The organism is Nannocystis punicea (genome assembly GCF_026965555.1).
Taxonomy (GTDB): domain Bacteria; phylum Myxococcota_A; class Polyangia; order Nannocystales; family Nannocystaceae; genus Nannocystis; species Nannocystis punicea.
Genome location: NZ_CP114040.1, coordinates 12,000,292 through 12,025,951 on the forward strand (window position 1 = coordinate 12,000,292; position 25,660 = coordinate 12,025,951).

The 25,660-nt window shown below is 72.4% G+C and carries 17 protein-coding genes; 7 read left to right on the forward strand and 10 right to left on the reverse strand.

Annotation, left to right across the window (positions count from 1 at the left end; translation table 11 throughout):
- The first annotated feature begins 331 nt into the window (after nt 1-331).
- The gene (locus O0S08_RS46110; protein WP_269035902.1) at nt 332-3,490 is read left to right on the forward strand and encodes an amino acid adenylation domain-containing protein; all 3,159 of its coding nucleotides are present in this window, start codon (nt 332-334) and stop codon (nt 3,488-3,490) included.
- Between the two features lie 66 nt (nt 3,491-3,556).
- Here O0S08_RS46110 and pyrC read toward each other — a convergent pair whose 3' ends face one another.
- From pyrC to O0S08_RS46125, 3 genes are all read right to left on the reverse strand, one after another.
- Entirely contained in the window at nt 3,557-4,600 is a 1,044-nt protein-coding gene (gene pyrC, locus O0S08_RS46115) for a dihydroorotase (RefSeq protein WP_269035903.1), read from the reverse strand.
- 274 nt (nt 4,601-4,874) lie between these two features.
- Entirely contained in the window at nt 4,875-7,442 is a 2,568-nt protein-coding gene (locus tag O0S08_RS46120; RefSeq protein ID WP_269035904.1) for a tetratricopeptide repeat protein, read from the reverse strand.
- A gap of 98 nt (nt 7,443-7,540) precedes the next feature.
- Nucleotides 7,541-9,271 (reverse strand): Ca2+-dependent phosphoinositide-specific phospholipase C, encoded by a 1,731-nt coding sequence (locus tag O0S08_RS46125; protein ID WP_269035905.1) that lies wholly within the window; start codon nt 9,269-9,271, stop codon nt 7,541-7,543.
- Between the two features lie 306 nt (nt 9,272-9,577).
- Here O0S08_RS46125 and ku point away from each other — a divergent pair, with 306 nt between their 5' ends.
- Together ku and ligD are read left to right on the forward strand one after the other, a co-directional pair.
- A complete protein-coding gene (gene ku, locus O0S08_RS46130; RefSeq protein WP_269035906.1) occupies nt 9,578-10,516 on the forward strand; it encodes a non-homologous end joining protein Ku in 939 nt (312 codons plus the stop codon).
- Nucleotides 10,516-13,335 (forward strand): DNA ligase D, encoded by a 2,820-nt coding sequence (ligD, locus tag O0S08_RS46135; RefSeq protein ID WP_269035907.1) that lies wholly within the window; start codon nt 10,516-10,518, stop codon nt 13,333-13,335. Before ku ends, ligD begins: the two co-directional genes overlap by 1 nt.
- 63 nt (nt 13,336-13,398) lie before the next feature.
- Here ligD and O0S08_RS46140 read toward each other — a convergent pair whose 3' ends face one another.
- Nucleotides 13,399-13,758 (reverse strand): polyhydroxyalkanoic acid system family protein, encoded by a 360-nt coding sequence (locus O0S08_RS46140; RefSeq protein WP_269035908.1) that lies wholly within the window; start codon nt 13,756-13,758, stop codon nt 13,399-13,401.
- A 187-nt stretch (nt 13,759-13,945) separates the two neighbouring features.
- Between O0S08_RS46140 and O0S08_RS46145 the strand changes: the two genes are divergently transcribed.
- Both O0S08_RS46145 and O0S08_RS46150 read left to right on the forward strand, forming a co-directional pair.
- Complete coding sequence (locus O0S08_RS46145; protein WP_269035909.1) at nt 13,946-15,220, forward strand: hypothetical protein; 1,275 nt, start codon at nt 13,946-13,948, stop codon at nt 15,218-15,220.
- A gap of 413 nt (nt 15,221-15,633) precedes the next feature.
- Nucleotides 15,634-16,818, forward strand: a complete 1,185-nt coding sequence (locus O0S08_RS46150) for a class I SAM-dependent rRNA methyltransferase (protein ID WP_269035910.1) — start codon at nt 15,634-15,636, stop codon at nt 16,816-16,818.
- A gap of 138 nt (nt 16,819-16,956) precedes the next feature.
- Here O0S08_RS46150 and O0S08_RS46155 read toward each other — a convergent pair whose 3' ends face one another.
- The 3 genes from O0S08_RS46155 to O0S08_RS46165 form a co-directional block, all read right to left on the reverse strand.
- Nucleotides 16,957-17,289, reverse strand: a complete 333-nt coding sequence (locus O0S08_RS46155; protein WP_269035911.1) for an FKBP-type peptidyl-prolyl cis-trans isomerase — start codon at nt 17,287-17,289, stop codon at nt 16,957-16,959.
- A gap of 90 nt (nt 17,290-17,379) precedes the next feature.
- The gene (locus tag O0S08_RS46160) at nt 17,380-17,583 is read right to left on the reverse strand and encodes a hypothetical protein (protein WP_269035912.1); all 204 of its coding nucleotides are present in this window, start codon (nt 17,581-17,583) and stop codon (nt 17,380-17,382) included.
- Between the two features lie 234 nt (nt 17,584-17,817).
- Nucleotides 17,818-17,976 carry a hypothetical protein gene (locus O0S08_RS46165; protein ID WP_269035913.1) on the reverse strand — a complete coding sequence of 53 codons (159 nt, stop codon included), beginning with the start codon at nt 17,974-17,976 and terminating at the stop codon, nt 17,818-17,820.
- A gap of 30 nt (nt 17,977-18,006) precedes the next feature.
- Here O0S08_RS46165 and O0S08_RS46170 point away from each other — a divergent pair, with 30 nt between their 5' ends.
- Nucleotides 18,007-18,312, forward strand: coding sequence for a DUF3817 domain-containing protein (locus tag O0S08_RS46170; protein ID WP_269035914.1), 306 nt, complete (start codon nt 18,007-18,009; stop codon nt 18,310-18,312).
- Between the two features lie 893 nt (nt 18,313-19,205).
- Nucleotides 19,206-22,007, forward strand: a complete 2,802-nt coding sequence (locus O0S08_RS46175; protein WP_269035915.1) for a type IIL restriction-modification enzyme MmeI — start codon at nt 19,206-19,208, stop codon at nt 22,005-22,007.
- Nucleotides 22,008-22,128: 121 nt separating this feature from the next.
- Here O0S08_RS46175 and O0S08_RS46180 read toward each other — a convergent pair whose 3' ends face one another.
- The 3 genes from O0S08_RS46180 to O0S08_RS46190 all read right to left on the reverse strand — a co-directional run bounded on the left by O0S08_RS46180 (nt 22,129) and on the right by O0S08_RS46190 (nt 25,338).
- The gene (locus tag O0S08_RS46180; protein WP_269035916.1) at nt 22,129-22,881 is read right to left on the reverse strand and encodes a metallophosphoesterase family protein; all 753 of its coding nucleotides are present in this window, start codon (nt 22,879-22,881) and stop codon (nt 22,129-22,131) included.
- A 3-nt stretch (nt 22,882-22,884) separates the two neighbouring features.
- Nucleotides 22,885-23,682 (reverse strand): nucleotidyltransferase family protein, encoded by a 798-nt coding sequence (locus tag O0S08_RS46185; RefSeq protein ID WP_269035917.1) that lies wholly within the window; start codon nt 23,680-23,682, stop codon nt 22,885-22,887.
- A gap of 156 nt (nt 23,683-23,838) precedes the next feature.
- Nucleotides 23,839-25,338: a serine/threonine-protein kinase gene (locus O0S08_RS46190; protein WP_269035918.1), complete on the reverse strand. Its 1,500-nt coding sequence runs from the start codon at nt 25,336-25,338 to the stop codon at nt 23,839-23,841.
- Nucleotides 25,339-25,660: the final 322 nt, after the last annotated feature.

The following is a 25,660-nucleotide window of genomic DNA, read 5'->3' on the forward strand; positions in this document are numbered from 1 at the left end:
ACGTCCTGCATGCATTCCGCGGCGAGCCGCTGCAGGGGGCCCTGGGCCTCTCGGCGCGTGCGCGGCCGGCGACCGATGTGTGGCGTTCGCCGCTGGTGTGGTGATTGGCGCGGATGAACGAGTGGAATGAGTCTCCGGGCAATAGAGACAGGCTGGCAAAAGTGCACACCCACACGTCGGTAACACGCGGCGGACATCGGTTTGCGTGCGGATTAAAATTGTGTATATTTTAATGATAGCAGTATATATAAACAAGAACACGATCCAGAAGATGTAGACGGCCGCAACCTTGCGCGCGCCGTCGTGACCTCGATTGGCCGGAGGAACGACAATGACGAAGCCTGACGCCACACCCGTCGACGCAGCGTGGACCGGCGGCTTTTCCCCCTACCCGAGCACCGAGGGGCTCGCGGAGCTGTTCGCCCGGCAAGTCCGGAGCCGCCCGGACGCGCTGGCCGTCGACGCCGGTGAGGAGCGGCTCTCCTACGCGGAGCTCGACCGCCGCGCGAGTCAGATGGCGCACGCCCTGAAGGCGGCGGGCGTCGGCGTGGAGACTCCAGTCGGGGTTTTCATGAGTCCACGCATCGAACAGATCGTCGCCCAGGTCGCGATCTGCATGGTCGGAGGCACCTACGTCCCGCTCGACCCCGAATACCCGCGGGAGCGGCTGGAGTTCATGATCGCCGACGCGGGCGTGGAATTGGTCCTCACCGACCGCCGCCACTTCGGGCTGGAGCTGGGCGGCCGGCGCGAGCTGTGCGTCGATCGCGAACGCACGCGATTCGAGCGCAACCCGACGGCTTTCCCGGCGGTCCAAGGCGGAGCCGAGCGGCGCACCCACATCCTCTACACCTCCGGATCGACCGGCAAACCGAAAGGCATCGAGATCGTCGCCCGCGCGATCAGCCGGCTCGTGCTCGCCACCGATTACGTGCAGATCGAGCCGGACGACCGCCTGGCGCAGATCGCCAACTTCTCGTTCGACGCCGCCATCTTCGAGGTCTGGGGCGCGCTGCTGAACGGCGCCGCGATTGTCCTCATTCCTCGCCGCCGCGTCCTCGACCCGAACGAGTTCAGCGCCGAGCTGACCGGTCGCGGCGTCACCGTGATGTTCCTGACCACCGCGCTGTTCAACCTGGTCGCCGGCGTCTGCCCCGACGCGTTCGCGACGCTGCGCTACCTGCTGGTCGGCGGCGAGAAGGCCAACGCCGAGGCGTTCCGCGCCGTCCTCCAGGCCCGGCCGCCGCGCCACCTCTGCCACATCTACGGGCCGACCGAGAGCACCACCTTCGCGGTCGCCTGCGAGCTGGACCGCGAGCGCACCGCCGGCAGCAACGTGCCGATCGGGCGCCCGATCCGCAACACTCTGGCGTTCATCCTCGACGAAGCGCAGCGGCCGGTCGGAGTCGGCGAGGTCGGCGAGCTCTACATCGGCGGCGACGGCCTCGCCCGCGGCTACCTCCATCGCCCCGAGCTCACCGCCGAGCGCTTCGTCACTCTGGCAGGATTGACCGGGGGAGCCCCCATCCGCCTGTACCGCACCGGTGACCAGGTCCGCTGGCGCCGCGACGGCCTCATCGAATTCGTCGGCCGCACCGATTTTCAGGTCAAGATCCGCGGTCATCGCATCGAGCTCGAGGAGATCGAGGCGGCCCTGGTCGAGAGCGGGATGGTCGCCGCCGCGGCCATCACGGTGCAGGAGAGCCCGAGCGGCGACAAATCGATGGTCGCCCACGTGGTCCCGAAGGACCGCGCCGGCTTCCGCGCATCCATGCTTCAGGAGCACCTCCAGGCCAAACTACCGCGATTCATGATACCGTCGCGATTCGTCGAGCTGGACGCCCTGCCGCTCAATGCTAACGGCAAGGTCGACCGCAAGGCGCTCGCCCAGGGTCAGGCGCACTCGGGGGTGTTCAGCCTCAATGCGATGATCGCGGTCACGCACGATCCGCTGACCGGCGAACTCGCGGCATTGTGGGCAGACCTCCTCGGCGTCCCGGTGGTCCTGCCCGAGGACGACTTCTTCCGCCTCGGCGGCAATTCGCTGCTGGCCGCCCGCCTGGTGCTGCGCGTCCGCGACGCGTACCGGGTCCGCTTCCCGGTCTACGCGCTGTACGAGGCCGGCACCCTGCGCGACTTCGCGGCGCAGCTGCGGCGAGCGCTGCGCGGCGAGGCCATCCGCTGCGCGACCGCGGCGGGCCCGGAGACCTGGCGAGCCGACGCCCGCCTCCCCGAGGACGTCCACGCGCAGATCGTCCGCGCGGCCGAGCTGCCGCGCCCGGCGGCCGACGCGTGGCGCACGGGCGAGCTGTTCCTGACCGGCGTGACCGGCTTCCTCGGCGCGTTCCTGCTGCGCGACGTCCTGCTGCACACGACCGCCCGGGTGCACTGCCTGGTGCGCGCGGCGGACCCTGCGGCGGGCATGGCCCGGGTGCGCCAGGCGCTGGTGAAGTACGGCCTGTGGCAGCCCTCGTTCACGGCGCGGATCCGCGTCGTCCCCGGCGACCTCGCCGAGCCGCGCTTCGGCCTCGACGAGGCGAGCTTCGCCGCGCTCGCGGGGGCCGTCGACGCGGTCCTCCACGCCGGCGCGCAGGTCAACTACGTCCAGCCCTACGCGGCCCACCGCGCCACCAACGTGAGCGGCACCCACGAGGTCCTGCGGCTCGCCGCGACCGGTCGGCTCAAGCCCCTGCACCACGTGTCGTCGATCGGGGTGTTCGGCCCGAGCGGCTTCTTCGGCGGCAAGCGGGTGGTGCGTGAGGACGACGCGCTCGACGACCACCTCGAGTACCTGGCGCTCGACATCGGCTACTCCGCCAGCAAGTGGGTCGCGGAGAAATCAGTCTGGTCGGCGGGCGAGCTCGGTCTGCCGGTCACGGTCTACCGCCCGGGGTTCATCATGGGCGACAGCCGCAGCGGGGCCGGCAACGCCGACGACTTCGTCGGCCGCTCGGTGCGCGGGGCGATCCAGGTCGGCGGGTACCCCGACCTGCCGCGGCAGCGCAAGGAGTTCGTGCCGGTCGACTTCGTCAGCCGCGCGATCCTCCACATCGCCGGCACGCCAGGCAGCCACGGGCGCGCCTATCACCTGGTCCCGCCCGAGCAGGGCCAGTCGCCCGAGCTCAACCAGTTCTTCGTCATGATCAAAGAGTTCGGCTACCCGCTGGCGCAGCTGAGCTACGCGCAATGGGTCGACCGCACCATCCAGGACGCCCGCGAGCGCGACAACCCGCTGTGCCCGCTGCTGCCGATGCTGTTCGAGCGGGTCTACCGCGACGAGCTGACCCGCTGGGAGCTCTACGAGGACATGCCCGAGTACGACATCAGCAACACCCAGGAGGCCCTCGCCGGCAGCGACATCCGCTTCGTCGCCGTCGACCGGGCGCTGCTCACGAAGTACCTCCGCTACTGGATCGCCACCGGCCAGCTGCCGCCCCTCCGCGCCCCCGAGGCCGTCCGTGGCCCGACCCGACTGGCCGCTCGCGGCTAGATCGCTCTGTCCTTCACGACATGTTCCTTCGGAAATGTCGTGAAAGACATGCCTTTTAAGGCATGCTCAATCGACCAGGCGCCAGGCGACCTGCTCGCCGGCGCGCAGCGGGACGAGGTCGTCCTGGCCGAAGGGATAGCTGGCCGGCACCTCCCAGGCGACCCGCTCGAGCCGGACCTTCTCGCGGTTGACCGGCAGGTCGTAGAAGCGCGGGCCGAACTCGCCGGCGAACGCGTTCAGCCGCTCCAGCGCCCCGGCGCGCTCGAACGCCTCGGCGTACAGCTCGATCGCCGCGTGGGCGGTGAACATCCCGGCGCAGCCGCAGGCGCTCTCCTTGGCCCGGCGCGGGTGCGGGGCGCTGTCGGTGCCGAGGAAGAACTTCGGCTCGCCGCTGGTCGCGGCCTCGACCAGGGCCTCGCGGTGGAGCTCGCGCTTGAGCACCGGCAGGCAGTAGTAGTGCGGGCAGATGCCGCCGGTGAACATGGCGTTGCGGCTGTAGAGCAGGTGGTGCGCGGTGATCGTGGCGGCCACGCGCGGGCCGGCGGCGCGCACGAAGGCGACCGCGTCGCGGGTAGTGATGTGCTCGACGACCACGCGCAGGTCGGGCAGGCGGTCGAGCAGCGGCGCGAGCTGACGCTGCAGGAACACCGCCTCGCGGTCGAACACGTCGACGCTCGGGTCGGTGACCTCGCCGTGCACGAGCAGCGGCAGGCCGAGCTGCTGCATGGCCTCGAGGACAGGGAACACGCGCGCCAGGTCGGTCACCCCCGACTGCGAATTGGTGGTCGCGCCGGCCGGGTACAGCTTGACCCCGTGCACGAACCCGCTGCTGCGGGCGCGGGCGACCTCCTCCGGCGGCGTCGCGTCGGTCAGGTAGAGCGTCATCAGCGGCGTGAACCGCCCGGCCAGCGCCGTCGGCACCGCCGCGACGATCCGCTCGCGGTAGGCCGCCGCGTCCGCGACCCGCGTGACCGGCGGGCGCAGGTTGGGCATGACGATCGCCCGCGCGAACTGCCGCGCGGTGTGGGCCACCGCGTCGGCGAGGACGACGCCGTCGCGCAGGTGGAGGTGCCAGTCGTCGGGGCGGACAAGCTCGAGCGCGTCGGTCACGGCGCCGACAAGTAGCACGCGGGCAGGGCCGTGCGCAGCCCTGGCTGCGCCCCCGCTCGCTCCCCGCCGGGAGCCCGCCGGCTGCGACAGCGTGGGCGCGTCGCGGAACCGGCGCTGCGGCGGCGAGCCGTTCGATCGCGGCGGAGGTCGCCCTCGCTGCGAGGCGAGGCTTCCGCGCGAGAATCATGGCGATCGCCGACCGCGCCAGCGGAGCTCGGGCCATCGCGGCGGTGCCGCGACGGCGGGTGACCGATCCGTCCCGCGCTCCGGCGAATCATACCGGCGGCTGCAACAACGCCCCGAGCTCGCGCTCCCCCGCCGACAGCAGGATCGCCACCTCTTGCAGGCCCGCCGCGTGCTCCGACCGCTGCGCCAGCCGCTCCGACAGCTCGGTGAACACCCGGCGGTTCTGCTGCAGGCCGCGCGGCGAGCCCTTGTCGCGGTTGAACACCACCGAGTCGCGCAGCAGCGTCACCGCCTCCGCGTCGCGCCCGAGCTGCGCCAGCACCTGCGACAGCGCCTCCGTCGTCTGCGCCAGGCCGGTCAGGTCGCCGAGCTGCGTCTGCACCTCGGCGGCCGCGTCGAACCGCTGCTTGGCGACCTCGGTCCGGCCCGCGCGCAGCTCGAGGCGACCCATCGTCTCCCACACGCGCCCGAGCTCGCGGACCTCGCCGAGGTCGCGATAGGCGCGCTCGGCCGCCCGCGCGTGCTCGAGGCCCATCTCGAAGCCCTCGAGCTCGCGGCCGGCCCGCAGCTGGGCCTGCAGCGGCAGGCGGGCGAACAGGTGCTCCGTCTCCGCCAGCTCGCGCAGCGCCACCGGGTCGCTGTTCACGTGCGGGTCGAACACCTTGCGCGACTGCCGGAGCAGCTGCAGCGCGCGGCCCGGGTCGCCCATGCGCACGAGCACCGCCGCCTGGTCGTTGAGCAGGCACGCCGCCCCGGTCGCGTCGCCGGCCGCTTGCAGCATGCTGCCGGCCGCGACCAGCTCCGCGTGGGCGCGCTCGAGCGAGCGCGCGTCGCCCAGGTCGAAGCACACGCCGGCGATCGCCTGCGCCAGATCGGCCGCGAGCTCCACCGGCTCGTCGGCCCCCAGCTCGGCGCGCGCGGTGTCGAGGGTCGCCTGCGCCTGCGTCAGCGTGAACCCGAACTCGTAGCCCGCCGACTGCCACTGCAGCCGTCCCAGCTCGATCAACGCTTGCACCCGCAACAGCCGCCGCGTCGCGCTCGACGGCAGCGTCGCCAGCAGCGACAGCGCGTTCTGGGCGTGCTGCGCCGCCGCCTGCGGCGCCCCCATCTCCGCCGCCTTGCGCGCCGCCTCGCACAGGTGCTGCGCCGCCTCGTCGAACTCGCCCGCCAGCCGCATGTGCTCGGCCGCCCGCGCCTCGTCGACCAGCGGGTCCTCCAGCCGCGTCGGCACCACCCGCGACGGGGCGCCCCAGCCGGCAGGGTCGGCCTCCTCCGCCCGCGCCTCGGCGGCGGGCGCCGCGAAGATCGTCTTGCGCCGCGCCGGCGACCAGCTCGCCGGCTTCGCCTCCGCCTGCTCGTTAGGACCTGTCTCTTCAGACACGCTCGCGTCTGCCGCCCGCAACCCCGCCAGCGAGCTCGCCCCCAGCGACCGCTCGATCGGCCCCGACCGCTCCCCCTTCGCCGGCACAGTCCACGCCGGCCCGCCGGCCCTGGGCACCCCATCACCTGGCCCTTCGGACACCTGTGCAGAATCGGCGGCCGGCGACTCGCCTGTCCCTCCGGACATATCACTCGCCGCCCCGATCTCACCTGCCCCGTCGGCCAGCGTCGCCTCGTCCCGAGGATGTTGATTATTAAAACCTGTCTCGGCGGCCATCTCGCTGGCGACCTGCGCCGCCAGCCCGGTCTCGTCGACCAGGTCGACCACCTCGGCCGAGAGGTCGATGATCTCCGCGACCTGGGCGGCGCTGGGCATCTTCGCGCGCGCCTTGCCCTTCGGCGCCGGCGGCCGCGGCGGCTTGGCGCCCGCCGCTTCTTCCCCGGCACGCGCGCCGAGCAGCCGGCCGAGCTTGCGGTGCCACGCCTGGGCGAGCGACGGCATCAGCGACGTCGAGAGGGCCGTCAGCGCCGAGGTCGGCAGCGAGAACCGGCCCTCGCCGCGGTCCTCGACCGGGATCCCGAGGTCCGTCGCCTGCTGCATCAGCTCGAGCACCACCAGCGGCTCGAGCGACAGCAGGTCGGCCACGATCCGCGTCTCGAAGCCCGGCCCGATCAGCGCCCCGGCCCGCAGCACCCGCAGCACCTCCGGCGGCAGCGTGCGCCACTGGATCGCCTGCGCCTCGCCGCTCGGCGGCTCCTCCCCGCGCACGACCCCGGCCGGATCGCGCGTCCGCACCGCCAGCAGCAGCTCGGCCGCCGCCTCCTTCGGCTCGCCGTGGAACACCAGCACCAGCGGCAACTGCAGCCACCCCTGGCGCCGCACGATCTGGGTCAGCGCCGCCAGCGTCGCCTCGTCGGCCTGCTCGACCGCGTCGAACACCACGACCCACTTCGAACCTGTCTGTTGGGACAGGTGATTCCACAGCTCGACCAGCACCGCCTCGGTGGCCCGCTCGGGCGCCTCGCCGAACAGAGTGCGCCGGCGCAGCGACTTGGACCGGTCCGGCGGCTTCGGCCGCGCCTCGCCGAGGATCGCCTCGGTCAGCCGGCGCGCCTCGAGCAGGGGCCGCAGGGCCGCCGGCGCCACCTCGCAGCTGACCCGCAACAGCTGCAGGTCGGTCGGCGGCTCGGGCAGACGCCCGCGCACGGCCGTCGCCAGTCGATCACGCACACGCTGCCAGAGTCGCCCGGGGTCGCGCTCGTCGGAGTGGGTCATGCGAGGCCGAGCTTACCGGAGCCGCGCGCCTCCGTCGCGTGGCCTGGCGACCTCGCTCGGATGCGAACCTGTCCCTCGGGACATTTACCATGACGACCTCACCAGCCGTCCTGGGCCTCGCCGGCGCCGGCGCCGAGCGGGGTCACGGTCAGGTCGGCCGCCGCCACTGGCCCGCCCGGCGTCGCCGTCGGCGCCACGAACAGCAGCGGCAAGGGCCCCGCCCCGTGCGACGCCGCCGCCAGTCCCACATGTGTCAGCGGCTCGCCGAAGCAGTGCTCGGCGATCGCCGTCCACGCGACCCCGTCGCTCGAGCCCAGCCCGCGCACGCAGCTCGCGTCCATCCGCTCGAGCCGCACGAACGCCGGCGACTCGGCCGTCAGCCCCGCCACGCCCGCGAACTCGAACGCCTCGGTGCCCGCGCCGGCCATCTCGCGCAGCTGCACGCGCAGCGGGTGCTCGTCGGCCGGCCGGCACACCGCCAGGTACGCAGCGTCGGCTTCGAGCCCCGCGCGGGCCGCCAGACACGCCTTGGCCCACGGCTCGACGTGGCTGTTGGGCGCGGCGATCGCCGCCGTCCACGCGACCGCCTCCGCTCCGGCCTCGACCCCGGCGAACAGCCCCTCGTCGCTGCTGTCCCACAGGTCACCCGAGTCGACCGTCACTGTCACGATCGCCGCCGACTCGCTCGCCGGCGCCTCGCACGCGTCGAGGCACGTGAACGGCCACCCCTGCGGCCCCGCCGTGTTCGCCCACGGATCTTCGTTCCGGTTGATCTGGTTGGTGGCGATGTGATGCACCCCCGCCTGCTCCGCCGCGACCCACGTGCCCTCGTCGTCGGCCACCCACACGCGACTGACCATCCCCGCCGCGCGCACCGCCTCGGCCACCGAAACGTCGCCGATCTCGAGGTTGTGCACGATCGCCTGCGAATGCTCTGCAAGTTTCTGCGCGTCGCTCAGGCCGGGCGCGACGAAGGCGGCCCGCGCCCCGGCGTCGGCGCCGACGTAGGTCGCCAGCGGGCCCGACGGATCCTCGAGGTCGCCGCCGGTCAACATTGCGATCACCCGCCCCCGCCAGGTCTCGAGCCGCGGCCACGTGCACCCGCGCGTCGTCACCGCGTCCTGCAGGGTCACTGCGCCCGGGCAGGCCGCGAGCAGCTCGGCCGGCCGCACCAGCGCCTCGCCGAAGGCATCGTTCAAGAGCGCGTCGAGGTCGTCGGGCTGATGCCCGCCGCCGAACCCATCTTTCAAGTCGATCCACAGCGTGACGACCTCGTGCTCGGGCACCGCGCGGGCGAACGTCGCCACCTGGCCGAGGCACTGCGACAGGCTGCGGCAGTGCGTCTCGTCGTCGATCACGTCGGTGTGATAGACGAACCAGTCGCCCGCGAGCTCCGACTCGAACGCCTTGCCGGTGTGGATGTCGAACTCGAGCGAGCGGATCCGGTGGTACACGAATTGATCGAAGAGCGCCTCGTGCCGCTGAAACGCGTTGTGCGCCGATTTCTGCCGCACCTCGTGGTAGCGCGGCCCGCTCGCCTCCGAACCGGTGGTCGCGTCCGTCGTCGATTCCGCGGTCGTCGACTCCGAGGTCGTCGAGGTCGATGTCGGGGTCGAGGTTGTCGAGGTTGTCGAGGTCGAGGTCGAGGTCGAGGTCGAGGTCGATGTCGATGTCGAGGTCGTCGGCGCCTCGCCGCTCGTCGAGCTCTCTCCCGTCGTCGTGCCAGGGCTCGACGTCTCACCGGTGCTCGAGCTCCCGCCGGCCGTGGCCGCCGGAGCGCCGCCGCAGGCCGACAGGACGAGGAGCAGCGACGACGCGGCGCGGAGCATGTCGCGAGCTGACAGCGTCTCGCCGGCCGCTGTCAAGCCGACCTGTCCCCGGGGACATCTTTTGTATTCTTTAGAAGCAGGAGCGTCGCGAGCCCGTGTCCGCGTCCCGCGAGCTTTGCGCGGCAGCGGCCTCGCGGGCGTGATCGCCGCCCTGCGTCCGATCGGCCTGCGACCACGCTGAGCCTGCTCTGCGCCGCGCTCCTCCTTCACCTGCGAGCGCGAGCGATCGTCGGACATCGGCGCCCGGGTCGGGGCGCAAGAGGCCCCGCGGCTTGACAGCGCGGCCTCGCGCGCTAGGAGTCCGGCATGGCGGCCAGGGCAATCTGGGAAGGAACCATCGGCTTCGGCCTCGTGCAGATCCCCGTCGGGCTTTATTCGGCCGAATCGAGGGACGAGCTCAATTTCGACATGCTCGATCGACGCGACATGTCGCCCGTCGGGTACCAGCGGTACAACCGCGAGACCGGCGAGCCCGTCGATTGGGACGACATCGTCAAGGGCTACGCGGTCAAGAAGGGCGAGTACGTGATCGTCGAGCCCGAGGACTTCAAGCGGGCCAGCGTCAAGGCGACCCAGACCGTGGACATCGTCCAGTTCGCCGACGCCGACGAGATCGACCCGACCTACTTCGAGAAGCCGTACTACCTGGTCCCGGGCAAGCGCGGCGCCAAGCCGTACGTGCTGCTGCGCGAGGCGCTGCGCAAGGCGAACAAGGTGGGCATCGCCCGCGTCGTCATCCGCACGCGCGAGAGCCTGGCGGCGGTGATGGTCAAGGGCGACGCCCTCGTGCTCGAGCTGCTGCGCTTCGCCCACGAGCTCCACGCGGTCGAGGACTTCGACCTGCCGCGCGGCAAGGACGCGCCCAAGGTGTCCGCGCCCGAGCTCAAGATGGCCGAGCGGCTCATCGACGAGATGACCGCGAAGTTCGAGCCCGAGGAGTTCAAGGACACTTACCGCGACGACCTCCTGGACTTCATCAAGCGCAAGTGGAAGGGCGAGGAGGTCGAGGAGGTCGACGTCGAGGCCGAGGCGCCGGCCACCAACGTGGTCGACATGATGGCGCTGCTGAAGAAGAGCCTCACGCACGGCAAGGGGGGCGCGGCCGCCGACGCCGACAAGCAGAAGAACAAGCCCAAGCGCACCGCGGCCCGTAACCCGCGCCCGGCGCGGGCCAAGAAGGCCGCGACCACCAACCGCAAGAAGCCGGCCAAGCGCGCCAAGACGACCCGGCGAAAGGCGGCCTGATGTCGCTCGCGCGCTACCACCAGAAGCGGGACTTCGCCCGCACCCCGGAGCCGCGCGGAAAGTCGCCCAGGAGCCGCTCCCAGGGCGAATTCATCATTCACAAGCACGCCGCGCGGCGGCTGCACTACGACCTGCGGCTCGAGCTCGACGGCGTGCTCAAGAGCTGGGCGGTGCCCAAGGGCCCGAGCCTCGACCCACACGACAAGCGGCTCGCGGTCCACGTCGAGGACCACCCGCTCGAGTACGGCAAGTTCGAGGGCACCATCCCGCAGGGCGAGTACGGCGGCGGCTCCGTGGTCCTGTGGGACCGCGGCCACTGGTACCCCGAGGGCGACGCCCGCGCCGACTACCGCGCCGGCAAGCTCAAGTTCCGCCTCGACGGCCACAAGCTCCACGGCGCCTACACCCTCGTGCGCATGCACGGCCGGCGCGACGACGATCACGACAATTGGCTGCTGATCAAGGAAGACGACGAGGAGGCCAGCGACGACGGCGAGGCCCTCGTGCGCGACCAGCCCGAGAGCATCGTCAGCGGCCGCACCGTCGAGGAGATCGCCGCCGGCGTGCCGGCCAGGAAGAAGAAGGCCGCCCGCAAGACCACCAACAAGCAGGCCGCCGACAAGCCGAGCAACAGCAAGGCCCGCCGCTCCGCGGCCAACAAGCCGGCCCGCAACGACGCCGCCAACGCGGCCGTCAAGTCGACCGCCAGGACCGCCGGCAAGAAGAACAAGAAAGCCGCGACCAAGAAGGCCGCGACCAAGAAGGCCGCGACCAAGAAGGCCGCGCCCAAGAAGGCCGCGACCAAGAAGGCCGCGCCCAAGAAAGCCGCGCCCAAGAAGGCCGCCAAGAAGGCGACGAGCAAGAAAGCCGCCGCCAAGAAGACCACCAGGCGCCCGCGCGCCGCCAGGAAGAAATCCAGCAAGCGCGCGACCGCTGCCAAGAAATCGACGCCCGAGCGCCCGCTCCCGGCCCGGGTCGCGCCGGAGCTGGCCACCCTGGTGGAAAAAGTCCCGCCCGGCGACGATTGGTGCCACGAGATCAAGTTCGACGGTTATCGCCTGCTCGTCCGCCTCGACGGTGACGACATTCGCCTGATCACCCGCGGCGAGCAGGACTGGACCGAGCGGCTCGCGCCGCTGGCCAAATCACTGCAGCAGCGGCTCGGCGAGCGCCGCCTCCTCGTCGACGGCGAGCTCGTGCACGTCGACGAGGACGGCCTCACCCACTTCGGTCCGCTGCAGGCCGCCTTGGCCGAGGATCGCACCGGCGAGCTCGTGTTCTACGCGTTCGACCTGCTGAACCTCGACGGCCACGACCTGCGGCCCTTGCCGCTGCTCGAGCGCAAGGAGCTGCTGGCCGAGCTGCTCCCGCCCGAGGACGCCCCCGGCCGCGTGCGCCTGTCGGAGCACATCGTCGGCGGCGGCGAGGAGCTGCTCGCGCGCGCCTGCTCGCTCGGCCTCGAGGGCATCCTCTCCAAGCGCGCCGACGCCCCCTATCGCAGCGGCCGCACCCGCGACTGGCTGAAGATCAAGTGCGGCCGCCGGCAGGAGGTCGTCATCGGCGGCTACGCGACCGCGCGCAGCGGCCCGCGGGCGCTCGGCGCCCTGCTGGTCGGCGTGTTCGACGACGACGGCGCCCTGCAGTACGCCGGCAAGGTCGGCACCGGCTTCGACTTCGCCGAGGCCGCCCGCCTCAAGAAGCTGCTGAGCGAGCGCGAGGCCTCGCGCTCCCCGTTCGCGAAGCGCCTGCCGACCGGCCTCGGCGACACTCACTTCGTCCGCCCCGACCTCGTGGCGGAGGTCCGCTTCGGCGAGTGGACCAGCGACGGTCGCATGCGGCACCCGGTCTACGAGGGCCTGCGCGAGGACAAGCGGCCCAGGCAGGTCCACCGCGAGGTCCCGGCCGCGACCCCGGCCGCGGGCGCGGCCCAGGTGCTCGGCGTCCCGCTGTCGAACCCGGGCCGCGTGCTGTGGCCCGACGACAAGATCACCAAGCGCGACCTCGCCGAGTACTACGCCGAGATCGTCGACTGGATCCTCCCGCACGTCGTCGACCGCCCGCTCAGCCTGGTCCGCTGCCCCGACGGGCTCGGCAAGCCGTGCTTCTTCCAGCGTCATTTGCGGCACGACCTGCCGGAGGGCATCTCGACGCTCGAGATCGAGGGCGACGACGAGCCGGGCTACGTCTACGTCCGCGACGAGCGCGGCCTGATCGGCCTGGCGCAGATCGGCGCGCTCGAGCTGCACGCCTGGGGCGCCACCGTCGCCGACCCCGACGGCCCCGACCGCATGGTCCTCGACCTCGACCCCGCCGAGGATGTCCCATGGGACATGGTCAAAGGCGCAGCCAGGGCCATGCGCGAGCGCCTGGCCCAGCTCGACCTCGACAGCTTTTTGAAGACGACCGGCGGCAAGGGCCTGCACGTCGTCGTGCCGCTGACCGCCGGTCGCCAGACCTGGGCCGACGTCAAGGCGTTCGCCCGCGGGATCGCCCGCGAGTTCGCCCTCGCCGACCCCGAGCACTTCGTCGACGTCGCCGCCAAGCACAAGCGCCGCGGCAAGATCTACGTCGACTACCTCCGCAACGACCGCGGCGCCACCAGCGTGGCCGCCTACTCGCCGCGGGCCCGCCCCGGGGCCACGGTGTCCGTCCCGCTGCGCTGGACCGAGCTGGCCGGCCTGACCGATCCGCGGGCCTACGACCTCGACAGCACCGTCGCCCGCCTCGCCAAGCTGCGCGGCGACCCGTGGCGCGAGCTGACGCGCGTCCGCCAGTCGCTGACCGCCGCCCGCCTACGCGAGGTGTCCGGAAAGACATGATCTTCAGGACATGACCAAAAGAACATTGTCTATTCCCGTCCGCGCGGCGGGCGATCGCGGGCGCTAGCGCAGCAGGCGATCGAGCTCGTCGTGGATCTTGCCCTCGACCGCGCCCCGGAACCCGCGCAGCACCAGCGGCAGGTCGATCTCCACGCGCACGCTGGTGTCGTCGACGCTGACCGTCCCCGAGGTCCCACGGGCCGCCCCGCGCGGCGTATCGAAGTTCAACTGGTCGCCCTTCCAGTGCCAGCGGATCCCCAGCTTCGCCTCCATGCTGAGCGCCAGGGACTCCGTCTTCTGCCGCGCCATCGCCTTCCCCAGGGCGTTCGGGCGACGAATGCTGATGTTGGCCATGACCTGCAGCATGACTCGAGACGTGCACTCGACCACCGACAGGCCCGGGCCCACTCCGACGCGTCGCACACTGCTCCACGCCCTCTCACGAACTGCGCCGCGCCGCGCCTCCGCGCCCTCCGCGCCCGCGGCCCTGCCGTCCGCACGCGCCTGCGAACGTCGGCGCGCGCGCGCAGGCCCGGTCGCGCCTGCGGACGCGCGCCCCCGCTCCGCGCTCCCCGGCGGCCACGCGGGCGTGGTAGAAGGCGGCGCCGCCATGCGCCTCGCTGTCCCGAAGTTCCAGTTCCGCTTCGTGCCCTCGCTCGGCCACGTCATCCACCCCGGCAACTTCCACCCGGTCGGCGTCCAGCGCTCGGCCGAAGCGCTGGTCGACCGCGCGGCCGCCAGCGGGCTCGCTGGCCCCGGCGGCGAGCCCGGCGCCTGGCTCGTGGTCGGCGGCTCGGGCGGCTTCGGCAGCGCGGCGCGTGTGGTCTTGGGGACATGTCTCGGAGCACATACGCTGAACGTCTCCTACGATCCGGCGCCGCAGCCCGAGAGCTCCAACAAGCTGCGCAAGATCGGCTCGCCCGGGTTCCACCGCACTCTGGCGATCGAGCGGCGCCTGCGGGAGCGCGGTACGGTCGCCCGCACGGTGCTCGGCGACGCCTTCGACCCGGCCGTGCTCGCGGCCGCGATCGCGGAGGTCCGCCAGCACTTCGGCGGCAAGCTGAACGGCCTCGTGTGGGCGCTCGCGGCCCCGCGGGCGACCGACCCGCGCACCGGCAAGCCGGTCCAGAGCGCGCTCAAGCCGCTCGGCAAGCCGGCCACCGTGCGCACCTTCAGCGGCCGCGGCGAGACCCCCGAGGACGGGCCGAAGCTGGTCGAGCTCGAGCTGCCGCCGGGCAGCCCCGAGGAGGCGGTGGCGACCCAGTTCGTCATGGGCGGGCGGATCGTCGAGCAGTGGATCGACGCCCTGCTGCAGCACGACCTGCTGGCGCCCGGCTTCACCCTGGCGACCATCTCGTACCGCGGCAACCCGCTCAACGCCGCCGTCTACCGCAACGGCCTGATCGGCCTCGCCAAGGCCGACCTCGAGTTCTACACCCGAGCCATCGACGCGGTCCTGCGCGCGCGCGTCGGCGGCCGGGCGGTCGCCGTCGAGGGCCCCGCCGTCGTCACCGAGGCCTCGGGCGGGATCCCCGGCGTCCCCTATTACATGGCCCTCGTCCGCGACGTCCTCGGCGACCGCTTCGAGGACCCGCTCGCCTCCATGCTCCGCCTGTTCCGCGACAAGCTCCCCGCCGGCGGCGAGCCCGTGGTCGACGCCGAGGGCCTGGTCCGCCTCGACGACGTCGAGCTCGACGAGGCCGTGCAGGCCGAGCTCTCCCGCCGCTTCTTCGCCGGCAAGCCCGGCGACCCGTTCGACCCCGAGCTCTACCAGCGCTTCATGGACGAGTACGCCCGCACCCGCGGCTTCTGCATCGACGGCGTCGACTACACCGCCGAGTTCGACACCGACGAGGTCTGCCGCACCGACGCGCCGGCTGCCTGATCGGGCATGCCCGCTCGGGCATGTGTCAAAGGGCATGCTCGAAAGAGCATGCTCTTTTGTTTATATCTCGAATATGCACCGTCGTCTCGCCCGCGTGCGACTCGCGGCCGCACGAGCAACTCCCGCCCCTCGTCTCCGCGGGCCGCTCGTCGCCTCTCGACTCGTCGCCTCTCGACTCGTCGCCTCTCGAGCCGCTCGTCCCCTCTCGCGCCGCTCGTCGCCTCTCCAGCGACTCACTGCCCCGCCCGCCCCTCGCCGCCGCCGGCCCACGCCCCTCAAAAAGGACCGTCGCCCTGCGAGCGCTTCGCGCCGCGCTGCCCGCCTGCCCTCGAGGCCACGTCGGCTCACGTCGCTGTCTCACGCGCACCCCGACCCGGGTGCAGGCGCGCGAGATCGCGTAACCTCCGTCTCGCGTGCCCGCCGTCCTCGTCCCCGATCGCCTCACCCGCCACGTCGCAGCCGGTCATCCGTGGCTGTACGTCGACGCCGTCCCCGAGGTCGTCGGCGCCCGCACCGGCGACCTCGTCACCCTGCTCGGCCAGGGTCGGCGGCCGATCGGTCACGCCCTGTTCGACGCCGACTCGCCGATCGCCCTCCGCGTGGTCGCCACGCGCAAGGACGAGCACCCCGGCCCTGCGTTGTGGCGGCGGCGCATCGAGGCCGCCTGGCGCCTGCGTCAGACCACCCTCGACCTCTCGGCCACCGACGCCTACCGCGTCCTGCACGGCGAGGGCGATCGCCTGCCCGGCGTCGTCGTCGACCTCTACGCCGGCTGCGCCGTGCTCAAGCTCGACACCCCCGCCTGGCTGCCGCACCTGGGCGACCTCACCGAGGCGATCGTCGACGTCGTCCGCCCGCGCTCGCTGTGGTTCAAGGGTCTGAGCGGCCAGCGCGGCGGCGACGACGTGCCCGCGCAGCAGCGCCCGCGCGTGCTCGCGGGCGAGGAGCCGCCGCAGCGCGCGGAGATCCACGAGCACGGCATGCGCATGTACGTCGACGTCCGGCGCGGCCAGAAGACCGGCATGTTCCTCGACCAGCGCGAGAACCGGCGCCTCGTCCGTCAGGTCGCGCGTGGCCGCGAGACCCTCAACCTGTTCTCGTACACCGGCGGCTTCTCCCTCGCCGCCGCCCTCGGCGGGGCCCCGCGCGTCACCAGCGTCGACCTCGCGCGCAACGCAGTCGACGCCGCCCGCGACAACTTCGTCGCCAACGACCTCGACCCCGCCGCCCACGCCTTCGTCGCCGCCGACGCCTTCGCCTTCCTCGAGGACACCGCCGGCGCCGCCTACGACCTCGTCGTCGTCGACCCGCCCTCGTTCGCGCCCAACGCCCGGTCCGTGCGCGCCGCCGAGGCCGCCTACGCCCGCCTCAACGCCAGCGCCCTGCGCCAGGTCCGTCCCGGCGGCCTGCTGGCCGCCGCCAGTTGTTCGAGCCATGTCCCGATGGACATGTTTTTAAAAATTCTCGGCGAGTCGGCCCGCCAGGCCCGCCGCCCGCTGCGCCTGCTCGAGGTGCGAGGCGAACCGCCCGACCACCCGACCCCGCTGCACTTCCCCGAGGGCCGCTACCTCAAGTTCGTGCTCGCGCTGGCCGAGTGATTTTTCAGCGCTTCATCGCCGCCCGCTGCGGCTCGCAGTCCGCCACGAACCCCCCGACCGCGCGGCTCTTCGCAACCGGCCGCGCGATCGCTGCAGTTCCGCGGGTCGCTGCCTCGAGCTCGTGCGCGCACCGGCCGTTCACTTCACCGCCAGCAGCTCGACCTCGAACAGCAGCGCCGCCCGCGGGGGGATGACGTCGGAGAAGCCGCGGCGGCCGTAGCCGAGGTGCTGCGGGATCGTCAGGCGACGCTTGCCGCCGACCTTCATGCCGACCACGCCCTGGTCCCAGCCCTTGATGACATCGCCGGCCCCGAGCTGGAAGTTGAACGGGCGCCCGCGATCGAGCGAGCTGTCGAACTTCGTGCCGCCCTCGACCAGCCAGCCGGTGTAGTGCACGCTGACCTGCTTGCCCGCCTCGGCGGTCGCGCCGGTGCCGACGACGATGTCCTCGATCTGTAGCTCTTCGGTCATACCCGAGCCTAGCGCACCTGCCGAGCTCTGTCGCCTCGCCAGACCGGCCGCATCGCCCTGCTACCGCCGTTCGCACGCGACTTCGCGCGCTCATCCTTGGCCACGCGACGGCCTCTCCGGCCCTCGCCTGCGTTGCAGCACATCGACACGACCGAGGTCACCACCGCCTTCGTCGACGACCGCGATCGCAACCGACGCGACCACCACCGCGATCATCGAGCCACTCGTCGCCAGGCACGACACCACCACCGGCACCGGGCCGGGCACGACCTCCACCACCGGCGCGCCGACCACCCGAGCCGCTCTTGACGCGCAGGAGTGCATCCTCACCCTCTGCCGCACGCGACTCCTCGGCGACCTCTCGACCTCGAGGACCAGCGCGCCGGGCCAGGCGATCCGTCGCGCTTCGCCGGCCGCGACGCCCACGCCGTCGACGACCCGGCCCCGGAAGTCACCGAGGGGACCCTCCACCGCACCTGCCCACCGAGACCGCATCTCGCGGCCCCACGCGCCACCACGACTTCGAGCTCACGCGGCGTGAGCCCCGACGAGCGGCACCGACGAGCCGAGGTAGTTCCCGAGCACCGGCATCCGCACGACTTTCGTCTCATGCGACGGCGAGATCGCAAATAACCCGCTCCAGGTGAGCCCGCGGCGGATCGTCGCAGCCCGCCGCGCGGTGGTCATGCTGGTCCGGACGCGCTAGCTTCACGCTCGATGCTCAACACCGAGATCGGTCGGTTCCGCCTGGTCAGCCTCCTCGAAGGCGTCTCGTTCCTCGTGCTGCTCGGGATCGCCATGCCGCTCAAGTACGCCGCCGGCATCCCCGAAGCCGTGCGTTACGTCGGCTGGGCTCACGGCCTCCTGTTCGTGCTCTTCATCCTCGCCCTGCTGTCGGCGTCGACGGCAGCCCGCTGGCCGCTGTCGAAGATCGCCGGCGCCTTCATCGCCAGCGTCGTCCCCTTCGGCGCCTTCGTGCTCGAGCGTCGCCTCCGCGAAGAGGAGCGGGCCGCCGCGCGCTGATCCTCATGTCGCCGCCGCGCGCCCTGGTCGAGCAGATCGCCGCCGCCCTCGACGCGGTCCTCCTCGCGCCGAGCCCCGAGCTGGTCCGCGCCGCCGAGCAGGACGGCGCCGCCGCCCACGCCGAGCTCCTCGCCCGCGCCCTGCTGTCTCTCCCGGCCGAGCACTTCTCCGAAGCTGTCCCTTCCGACCTGTCCTTTCCGTCGGCCGCGGAGCCGACCTCGGCGCCCGTCGAGCGACCGCCCGGCGCCTCACGCGACCTGTCCCTTCGGCCATCCTCGCACCTCACCGCCTCCGGCCCGGACCCTCCTGAGCCGGCGCCCGCTCCGCACGACCTGTCCCTTCTGCCATCTCCGCCCCTCGCGCCCTCCGGCCCCGACCCGCCCGCGCCCGCGCACGTCCCATTCGACCTGTCCCCTCGGACATCCTCGCTCCTCGCGCCCTCGGGCCCCGACCCGCCCGCGCCGCACGACCTGTCTCTTCAGCCATCTCTCGCCCCTTCGGAACCCGACCCGCCGGCGCACGCTCCGCCCGCCGCGCATGACCCGTCCCCTCGGACATCCTCGCTCCTCGGGCCCTCGGGCCCCGACCCGCCCGATTCGGCGCGTGACCCGCCCGCTCCGCGCGACCCGTCCTTTCGGCCATCTCCGCCTCTTGCAGCCCCAGGTCCGGACCCTCCCGCGTTGACGCCCGTCCCTCGCGACCTGTCCCTTCGGCCATCTCCACCATTCGCCTCCTCGGGCCCCGACCCGCCCGCTCGTCTCGAGCCCCCGGCCCCCGCCCCCCGCGTCGCGCCACCTGTCCCTCGGGACCTGTCCTCTCACACCTCCGATCTCCCGCCTGCGGCCCCGGAGCTGCTCCCCATCGAGGCGCTCGGCGAGGTCTACGCCGCCCTCGTGGGCCGCCGGATCGCCCGCATCGACCCGGGAGCCTTCCCGCTGCGCGACCTCCACGGCCGCACCACCTGGATCGCCTTGCCCGAGCTCCTCGCCGTCCCTGCGGCCTCGCGGGCGCACCACCTGCGCAGCCTCGGCTTCTCCCGCGAAGCAGCGCGGCGGTGCACCCGCGAGCTCGCCGACGTCACCGACGAGGCCGTCGCGCGCAGCGTCCTCGCGCGCGCGCGCGGCGACCCTCCCGGCCGCCCGGGTGACCTGGTCTTTCAGCCATGTCCCGATCGCCGCCGGGCCGGCGCCTACTACACCCCGCGCCTCCTCGCGGACGCGGTCGTCCGCGCCACCCTGCGGCCCTTGCTCGCCGCGCTGGGCCCCGCGCCGACTCCCGACGACCTGCTCCGGCTGAAGCTCTGCGACCCTGCCATGGGCTGCGGCGTGTTCCTCCTCGCCGTCGTCCGCCGGCTCGCCGCCCACCTCGTCGACGCCTGGGCCCGCGCTGGCCTCGTCTTGCCCGATCGGCACCGCCGCGCCCGCCGGCTCGTCGTCGAGCATTGCGTCTTCGGCGTCGACGCCGACCCCTTCGCCGTCGCCCTCGCCCGACGCTCGCTCTGGCTGCTCTTCGGGACAGGTGACCCGCCGCCGGAGTTCCTCGACAAAAGTCTCCGCCACGGCGACGCTCTCGTCGGTCTCGACCTCGACCGCCTGCGCGCCTTCCACTGGAAGCCTGGTCCGCCCCGGCCTGCGATCGCCGCTGCAGTCGCCCGCGCCCCTGGCCTCGCGGCCCGGCTCGGCGACCTCGTCGTCGGCGCCTTCCTGTCCCAGCGGACAGATCGGGACCGCGAACGCGAGCGCCGCCGCCGGCTCCTCGCCGTCGAGGCCGCGCTCGCGCGCAGCGAGGATCTACCCACCTTCCCGGTCCCCGCCCCGCTCGCCCCGCCGCTGCACTGGCCGCTCGCCTTCCCGCACCTCTTTTCGGCCTTCGTCGGCAACCCCCCGTTCCTCGGCGGCAGCCAGATCTCCGGCGCCTTCGGCGAACCCTACCTCGCCTGGCTGCTCGCCCTCCACGCCGGCTCCCACGGCAACGCCGACCTGTGCGCCCACTTCCTCCGCCGCGTCGACGGCCTCCTCGCCGCCAGCGGCACGATCGGCTTCATCGCCACCAACACCATCGGCCAGGGCGACACGAGGACCACCGGCCTGCAGCCCCTGCTCGCCCGCGGCCACGTCCTCTACGACGTCACCCGCGACCTGCCCTGGCCGGAGGCCGCCGTCGTCACCGTGGCGCTCGTGCACCTCGCCCGCGGCGACGCGGCAGCCGCAGCCCGGCCATACCAGCTGCGCGAGCCTGCTCCCGCCTCCGGACCCACGGCCGACCTGCCCGCCGCAGAGCCCAACCTGTCCCGAGGACCATCTCCTCTCTCGGACCCCTCCGACTCTCTTCACCTGTCCCGAGAGCCATCTCCTCTCTCGGACCCCGCCGACTCTCTCGATATGTCCCGAGAGCCATCTCCTCTCTCGGATCTCTCCGACCCCCCCGCCGCTCCTCTCTCGGACCCCTCAGCCTCGCCCAACCTGTCCCGCGAGCCATCTCCTCTCTCGGACCCCTCCGACTCTCTCGACCTGTCCCGAGAGCCATCTCGTCTCTCAGGCCCATCCAACCCCCTCGCCGTCTCTCGCAACACCTCAAATCTCTCCGACCCAGCCGCCACTCACGACCTGTCCCGCGGGACATCTAATCTCTCGAGCTCCTCCGACCTCCCCGCTCTCTCGCCACACCGCTCCCGAGAACCCTCCCCCTCGATCCCCCCGGACGAGACACTCGACTGGCCCCCGCGCACCCACGTGACCCGGCTCGTCCCCGCCCTCTCCTCGCGCCTCCATACCGGCCACGAGCTGCCCGATCCGCGCCCGCTGGCGGCGAACAGCCGGATCGGCTTCGCCGGCAGCAAGGTCTACGGCCAGGGCTTTCTCCTCACCGCCGGGGAGCGTTCCGCCCTGGTGACTCGCGACCCGCGCAACGCCTCGCGGATCTTCCCGTACCTCGGGGGTGACGACATCAATCGCGGAGGCGGTCCGCGGCGCTTCGTCATCAACTTCGGCGCCTGCAGCCTCGCCGAGGCCGAGGCGTACCCGGAGCTTTTGGCCCTCGTGCGCGAGCGCGTCAAGCCGGAGCGCGACCGCAACCCCCGCGAGTTTCGCCGCCGGCACTGGTGGCGCTTCGGCGAGCCCGCGCCCGGCCTCTATTCGGCGCTCCGCGGCCTCGATCGGTGTGTCGTCAATTCGCAGGTCGGCAAACACCTCGTCTTCGACCTCGCGACCACCGACTATGTCTATAGCCATACCACGTACGTCTACGCCAGCCCTGCCCCGCTCAGCCTGTTCGCCGTGCTGCAATCGCGGGTGCACGAGGTCTGGGCCCGCCGCCTCGCCTCGTCGATGAAGACCGACCTGCGCTACTCGATCGCCGATTGCTTCCACACCTTCCCGTTCCCCTCGCCCGGCCCCCGCCTCGACACCCCCGCGCTCGCCTCGCTGGCCCTGCGGCTGCTCGGCGCGCGTGCAGCCGCCCTCGCGAGCGCCCCCCGCACCCTCACGAGCCTCTACAACGACCTCCAGGGCCCGCGCCGCGAGCCGCACCTCGACGCGCTGCGGGCCGCCCACGACGACCTCGACCGCGCGGTGCTGGGCGCCTACCCGTGGAGCGACCTGCGACTGCCCCCATGGCCGCAGCCGCTGGCGGGCGAGCCCGTCGCCGCCGAGCTGTTCGACCGCCTCCTCGCCCTCAACGCCGCCGCAGCCCGCTGACGCCTCCTCGCCGTCACGCCTCGCGCACCCGCGCGCGACTGCGATCCGCGAGTCGACCCGCTGCGAGAGGCATGTCACCCCATTGCGCTCATCCGGCCTGCCGCTCGCCCAGCGGCACGGCTCACGCCGCGTCGGCCGGCAGCTCGATCAGCCGGAAGTGCGGCCCTTCCGGGTGCAGCCGGCGCATCAGCGGCAGGGCCACGTTGTAGACCGGCACCCCGTTGCTCATATGTCCTTCGGGACAGCCCTTGTGCGCGTGGCCGTGGATCACCGCCGACACCGGGTAGCGCATCAGCGGCTCCTCGAGCCGGCTCGAGCCGAGGAACGGGAAGATCTCGAGCGGCTCGCCCTCCACGGTCGCGCGGATCGGCGAGTAGTGCAGCAACGCCAGCCGCTGCGACGTGCGCAGGCGGGCCAGCGCCGACTCGAGCTTGAGCGCCTCGTCGAGGGTCTCGCGGACGAACGCCTTGGTCCCGGCCTCGCCCCAGGGGCCGAGCGAGTAGCGGCCGAAGCCGCCGCAGAAGCCCTTGATCCCGGCGATCCCGACCCCGCGGACCTCGATCGACTCCCCGTCGAGCACCGTCACTCCCGCGGCGGTCAAGATCTCCTTCACCTCCGTCTCGTGGCCGGACTCGTAGTCGTGGTTGCCGAGCACCGCCACGATCGACGCCCGCAGCCCGTGGAGCTCGCGCGCCAGCACGTGGGCCTCCTCGGGCAGCCCGTAGTCGGTCAGGTCGCCGCACATCACCAGCACGTCGGCGGCCTGGGCGGCCTGCTGCAGCAGCGGCGCCAGCGTCCCGTGCGAGTGCTTGGTGCAGTGGAGATCGCTCACCGCTGCGATTCGGATGGTCGTACCCGTCGCTCCGTCGGTCATCCGTCACCTGCCGTGCTTGTCGATCGCGGCCGTCCAGTGGGCGATGTCTTCGCGGGACATCCAGTGCTCTTCGAGCCGCGCATCGGCCAGCTCCCAGCGGTCGATGTCGGTGAGGTATTGCTGTCTCGAGAGCAATGTCCCTTTGCACATGCTCTTTTGAACATCATTGTCGTGGCGCAGGCGGCCGAGCAGGTGGGCCATCACCCGCCTGGGGATCTTGCCCTGCTCGCCGGGGTAGATGAAGCCGAACAGGATCAGGTGCGACAGCAGCACGCGGAAGTGGTCGCCGAAGCGATCGACCAGGCGCGGCCAGTCGAGCACGTCGGCGCAGGCGCGCAGGACGTGGGCCACGTCGGCGCCGTCGAAGCGCTCGCGCTCCATGATGAACGCCTTGCTCCACACCATCTCCTCGGGCGGCACCAGCAGCACGTCCTGCTCGAGCACCACGTCGCGGCGGGCGTGGTCGAACCACCCCCTGTCGACGCGGGCGACCGCGTTGCCGGAGCTGAAGATGACGTCGACGAAGTCCTCGCCGCAGTGGGCCTTGCCGAGCCAGTGCGGGAACGTCAGGTCGCAGTTGTAGCCCTCGGCCTCCAGCACCTCGAGCGTGCGCTCCGCGTCCTCGGGCAGCACGAAGATGTCGAGGTCCTTGGTGTGGCGCTCGATGCCCGTGTAGCGGGCGAAGGCATAGGCCCCGCCGACCATGAAGGGCACCTGCGCCGCCGTCAGCGCGGTCATCGTGCGGACGTAGAACGTCCGGGCCTGCGGGTCCACGAAGTCGGTCAAGCGCGCCTCCGTCATGGGTTCTGGAGTCTGAGCACCGCTGCGCGAGGCGTCGAAGGGGCGTCCGCGGCGCCGCCGCAAAGTGTGCTTCGCGTCAATTTTCGTGGCCGGCGGCCCGATCGGCGGAGATCCCGCAGGGCTCGCGGCGCAGCCGGCGTCGCGTCCCAGCGGGCCTCAGAACACCGAGATCGACAGGGCCGCCTCTTCGCGCGGCGAGCGGGCCTGCTGGCGCAGGTGCCACACCGCCCCCGCCGCGCCCAGCGCCAGCACCCACGGCGGGATCCGCCCCCAGCCGCCCGGACCGTCACCTGACCCCAGGGACAGGTCGAGCAGGCGCAGGCACAGGAACGAGGCCGTGTAGACCATCCCGGCCGCGCTCACCATCGCCGCCAGCGAGCGCGCCCACTGGACCGCGCGCGGGCTGTTGCTCCACACCTGGCGCTGCAGGTAGCGGACGTAGAGGTAGCCCGGCGTGGCCACCACGCCGAACGCCGCCGCCACCGCGAGGCCGCCGGCCAGCGACGAGGCCGAGAAGATCAGCGCCAGGACGTCGGCCAGGCCGCCGATCAGGATCGCCGCGCCGATCCCCGAGTACGCCGCGATCTCCGGCCGCGCGCGCCGGGCCACCGCCGACAGCTCGTCGAGGTCGGTGGCCGTGCGGGCCGCCAGCGACGTCGAGGCCCGCACCGCGATCGCCTCGGTCGGCGCGACGAAGGCGGCCAGCGCCGCGTCGAGCTCCTCGAGGTTGGCGTAGCGCTGCGACGGCTCGCGCGCCATCGCCCGCTGCAGCACCAGCTCGAACGCCTCCGGCAGCTCACGGAAGACCGCGCGCGGCCGCGGCGGCTCCGACGTCAGCACCGCGTGCAGCGCCGCCGCCGCGTCGTCGTTGTCGAACGGCGCCCGCCCGGTCACGCAGCGGTAGGCGATCGCCCCCAGGGCGTAGAGGTCGGCGCGCCCGTCGACCTTCGACCCGCGGGCCTGCTCCGGCGCCATGTAGGCCGGCGTGCCCATGATCATGCCGGTCTGGGTCTGGCTGGCCTTTGGGTCATGTAGCTTGGCGATGCCGAAGTCGATCAGCTTGACCGTCGGGTTCGCCGGGTCGCCGACGAGGAACAGGTTGGTCGGCTTGAGGTCGCGGTGGATGACCCCGCGCGAGTGGGCCACGGTCAGCACCGCCGCGGCCTGGCGGAGGATGTGGACCGTCTCGCGCACGCCGATCCGGCCGACGCGGTCGAGGTGCTGCCCGAGGTCCTCGCCGACCAGCCGCTCGCACACGATGAAGGGGGTCCCGTCGATCGTCTGATCGACGTCGTGGATCTGCACCACGTTGGGGTGCTCGATGGTCCCCGCGATCTCGGCCTCGCGGCGGAAGCGGGACACCACCTCGGCGTCGCTCGCCAGCACGCGGTGGAGGATCTTCACCGCCACAGTGCGGCCGGGCAGCCGGGCGTGCTTGGCCTCGTAGACCCGCCCCATCCCGCCGTCGCCGATCACCGCCTCGATGCTGTAGGTCTCGGCCAACACCGAGCCGATGTACGGGTCGTCGGTCTGCGAATCGACCCCCACCAGCGGGACCGCGTGGCGCGGGCAGACCTTGTAATCGAGCGGAAAGTGCTCCCCGCACGTCGGGCACCGTCGCGGCAATACGGTGCGGTCCTGCTCGGCCAGGCTCATGGCCGGCAGCATAAGAGAATTCGGGCCCGCGGCGCCATCGCGCGTCCGCTCACGCCTGGATTCACCCCCGAACGCGACCGCCGGGCCCCCTTTCGCCGCGAGCACGCGCCCGGCCGGGCGACCTCGGGGCGGCTCCGCGGGTCGTGACCGCGCCGTCACCTGCGCCGCGCCCCCGCCGTCCGCCGGCCGCCCGCCGGCGCGGCCCGCACCCGGGAGATCGCCGCGCCCCCGCCGGCAGACTCTTGCCCGCGGTCAGGCCGGATGTCGCGCCGCCTCCGCGTGCGCCCGCGAGCCCCCGCCACGCGGCTGAGGCCGGTCGCTC

Coding starts and splice junctions, on each gene's coding strand:
- O0S08_RS46155 (WP_269035911.1), bottom strand. CDS start 17,289: ATGACCGAAGAGCTACAGATCGAGGACATCGTCGTCGGCACCGGCGCG.
- O0S08_RS46125 (WP_269035905.1), bottom strand. CDS start 9,271: ATGCTCCGCGCCGCGTCGTCGCTGCTCCTCGTCCTGTCGGCCTGCGGC.
- ligD (WP_269035907.1), top strand. CDS start 10,516: ATGTCGCTCGCGCGCTACCACCAGAAGCGGGACTTCGCCCGCACCCCG.
- O0S08_RS46190 (WP_269035918.1), bottom strand. CDS start 25,338: ATGAGCCTGGCCGAGCAGGACCGCACCGTATTGCCGCGACGGTGCCCG.
- O0S08_RS46180 (WP_269035916.1), bottom strand. CDS start 22,881: ATGACCGACGGAGCGACGGGTACGACCATCCGAATCGCAGCGGTGAGC.
- O0S08_RS46170 (WP_269035914.1), top strand. CDS start 18,007: ATGCTCAACACCGAGATCGGTCGGTTCCGCCTGGTCAGCCTCCTCGAA.
- O0S08_RS46110 (WP_269035902.1), top strand. CDS start 332: ATGACGAAGCCTGACGCCACACCCGTCGACGCAGCGTGGACCGGCGGC.
- O0S08_RS46185 (WP_269035917.1), bottom strand. CDS start 23,682: ATGACGGAGGCGCGCTTGACCGACTTCGTGGACCCGCAGGCCCGGACG.
- O0S08_RS46165 (WP_269035913.1), bottom strand. CDS start 17,976: ATGACCACCGCGCGGCGGGCTGCGACGATCCGCCGCGGGCTCACCTGG.
- O0S08_RS46120 (WP_269035904.1), bottom strand. CDS start 7,442: ATGACCCACTCCGACGAGCGCGACCCCGGGCGACTCTGGCAGCGTGTG.
- O0S08_RS46145 (WP_269035909.1), top strand. CDS start 13,946: ATGCGCCTCGCTGTCCCGAAGTTCCAGTTCCGCTTCGTGCCCTCGCTC.
- ku (WP_269035906.1), top strand. CDS start 9,578: ATGGCGGCCAGGGCAATCTGGGAAGGAACCATCGGCTTCGGCCTCGTG.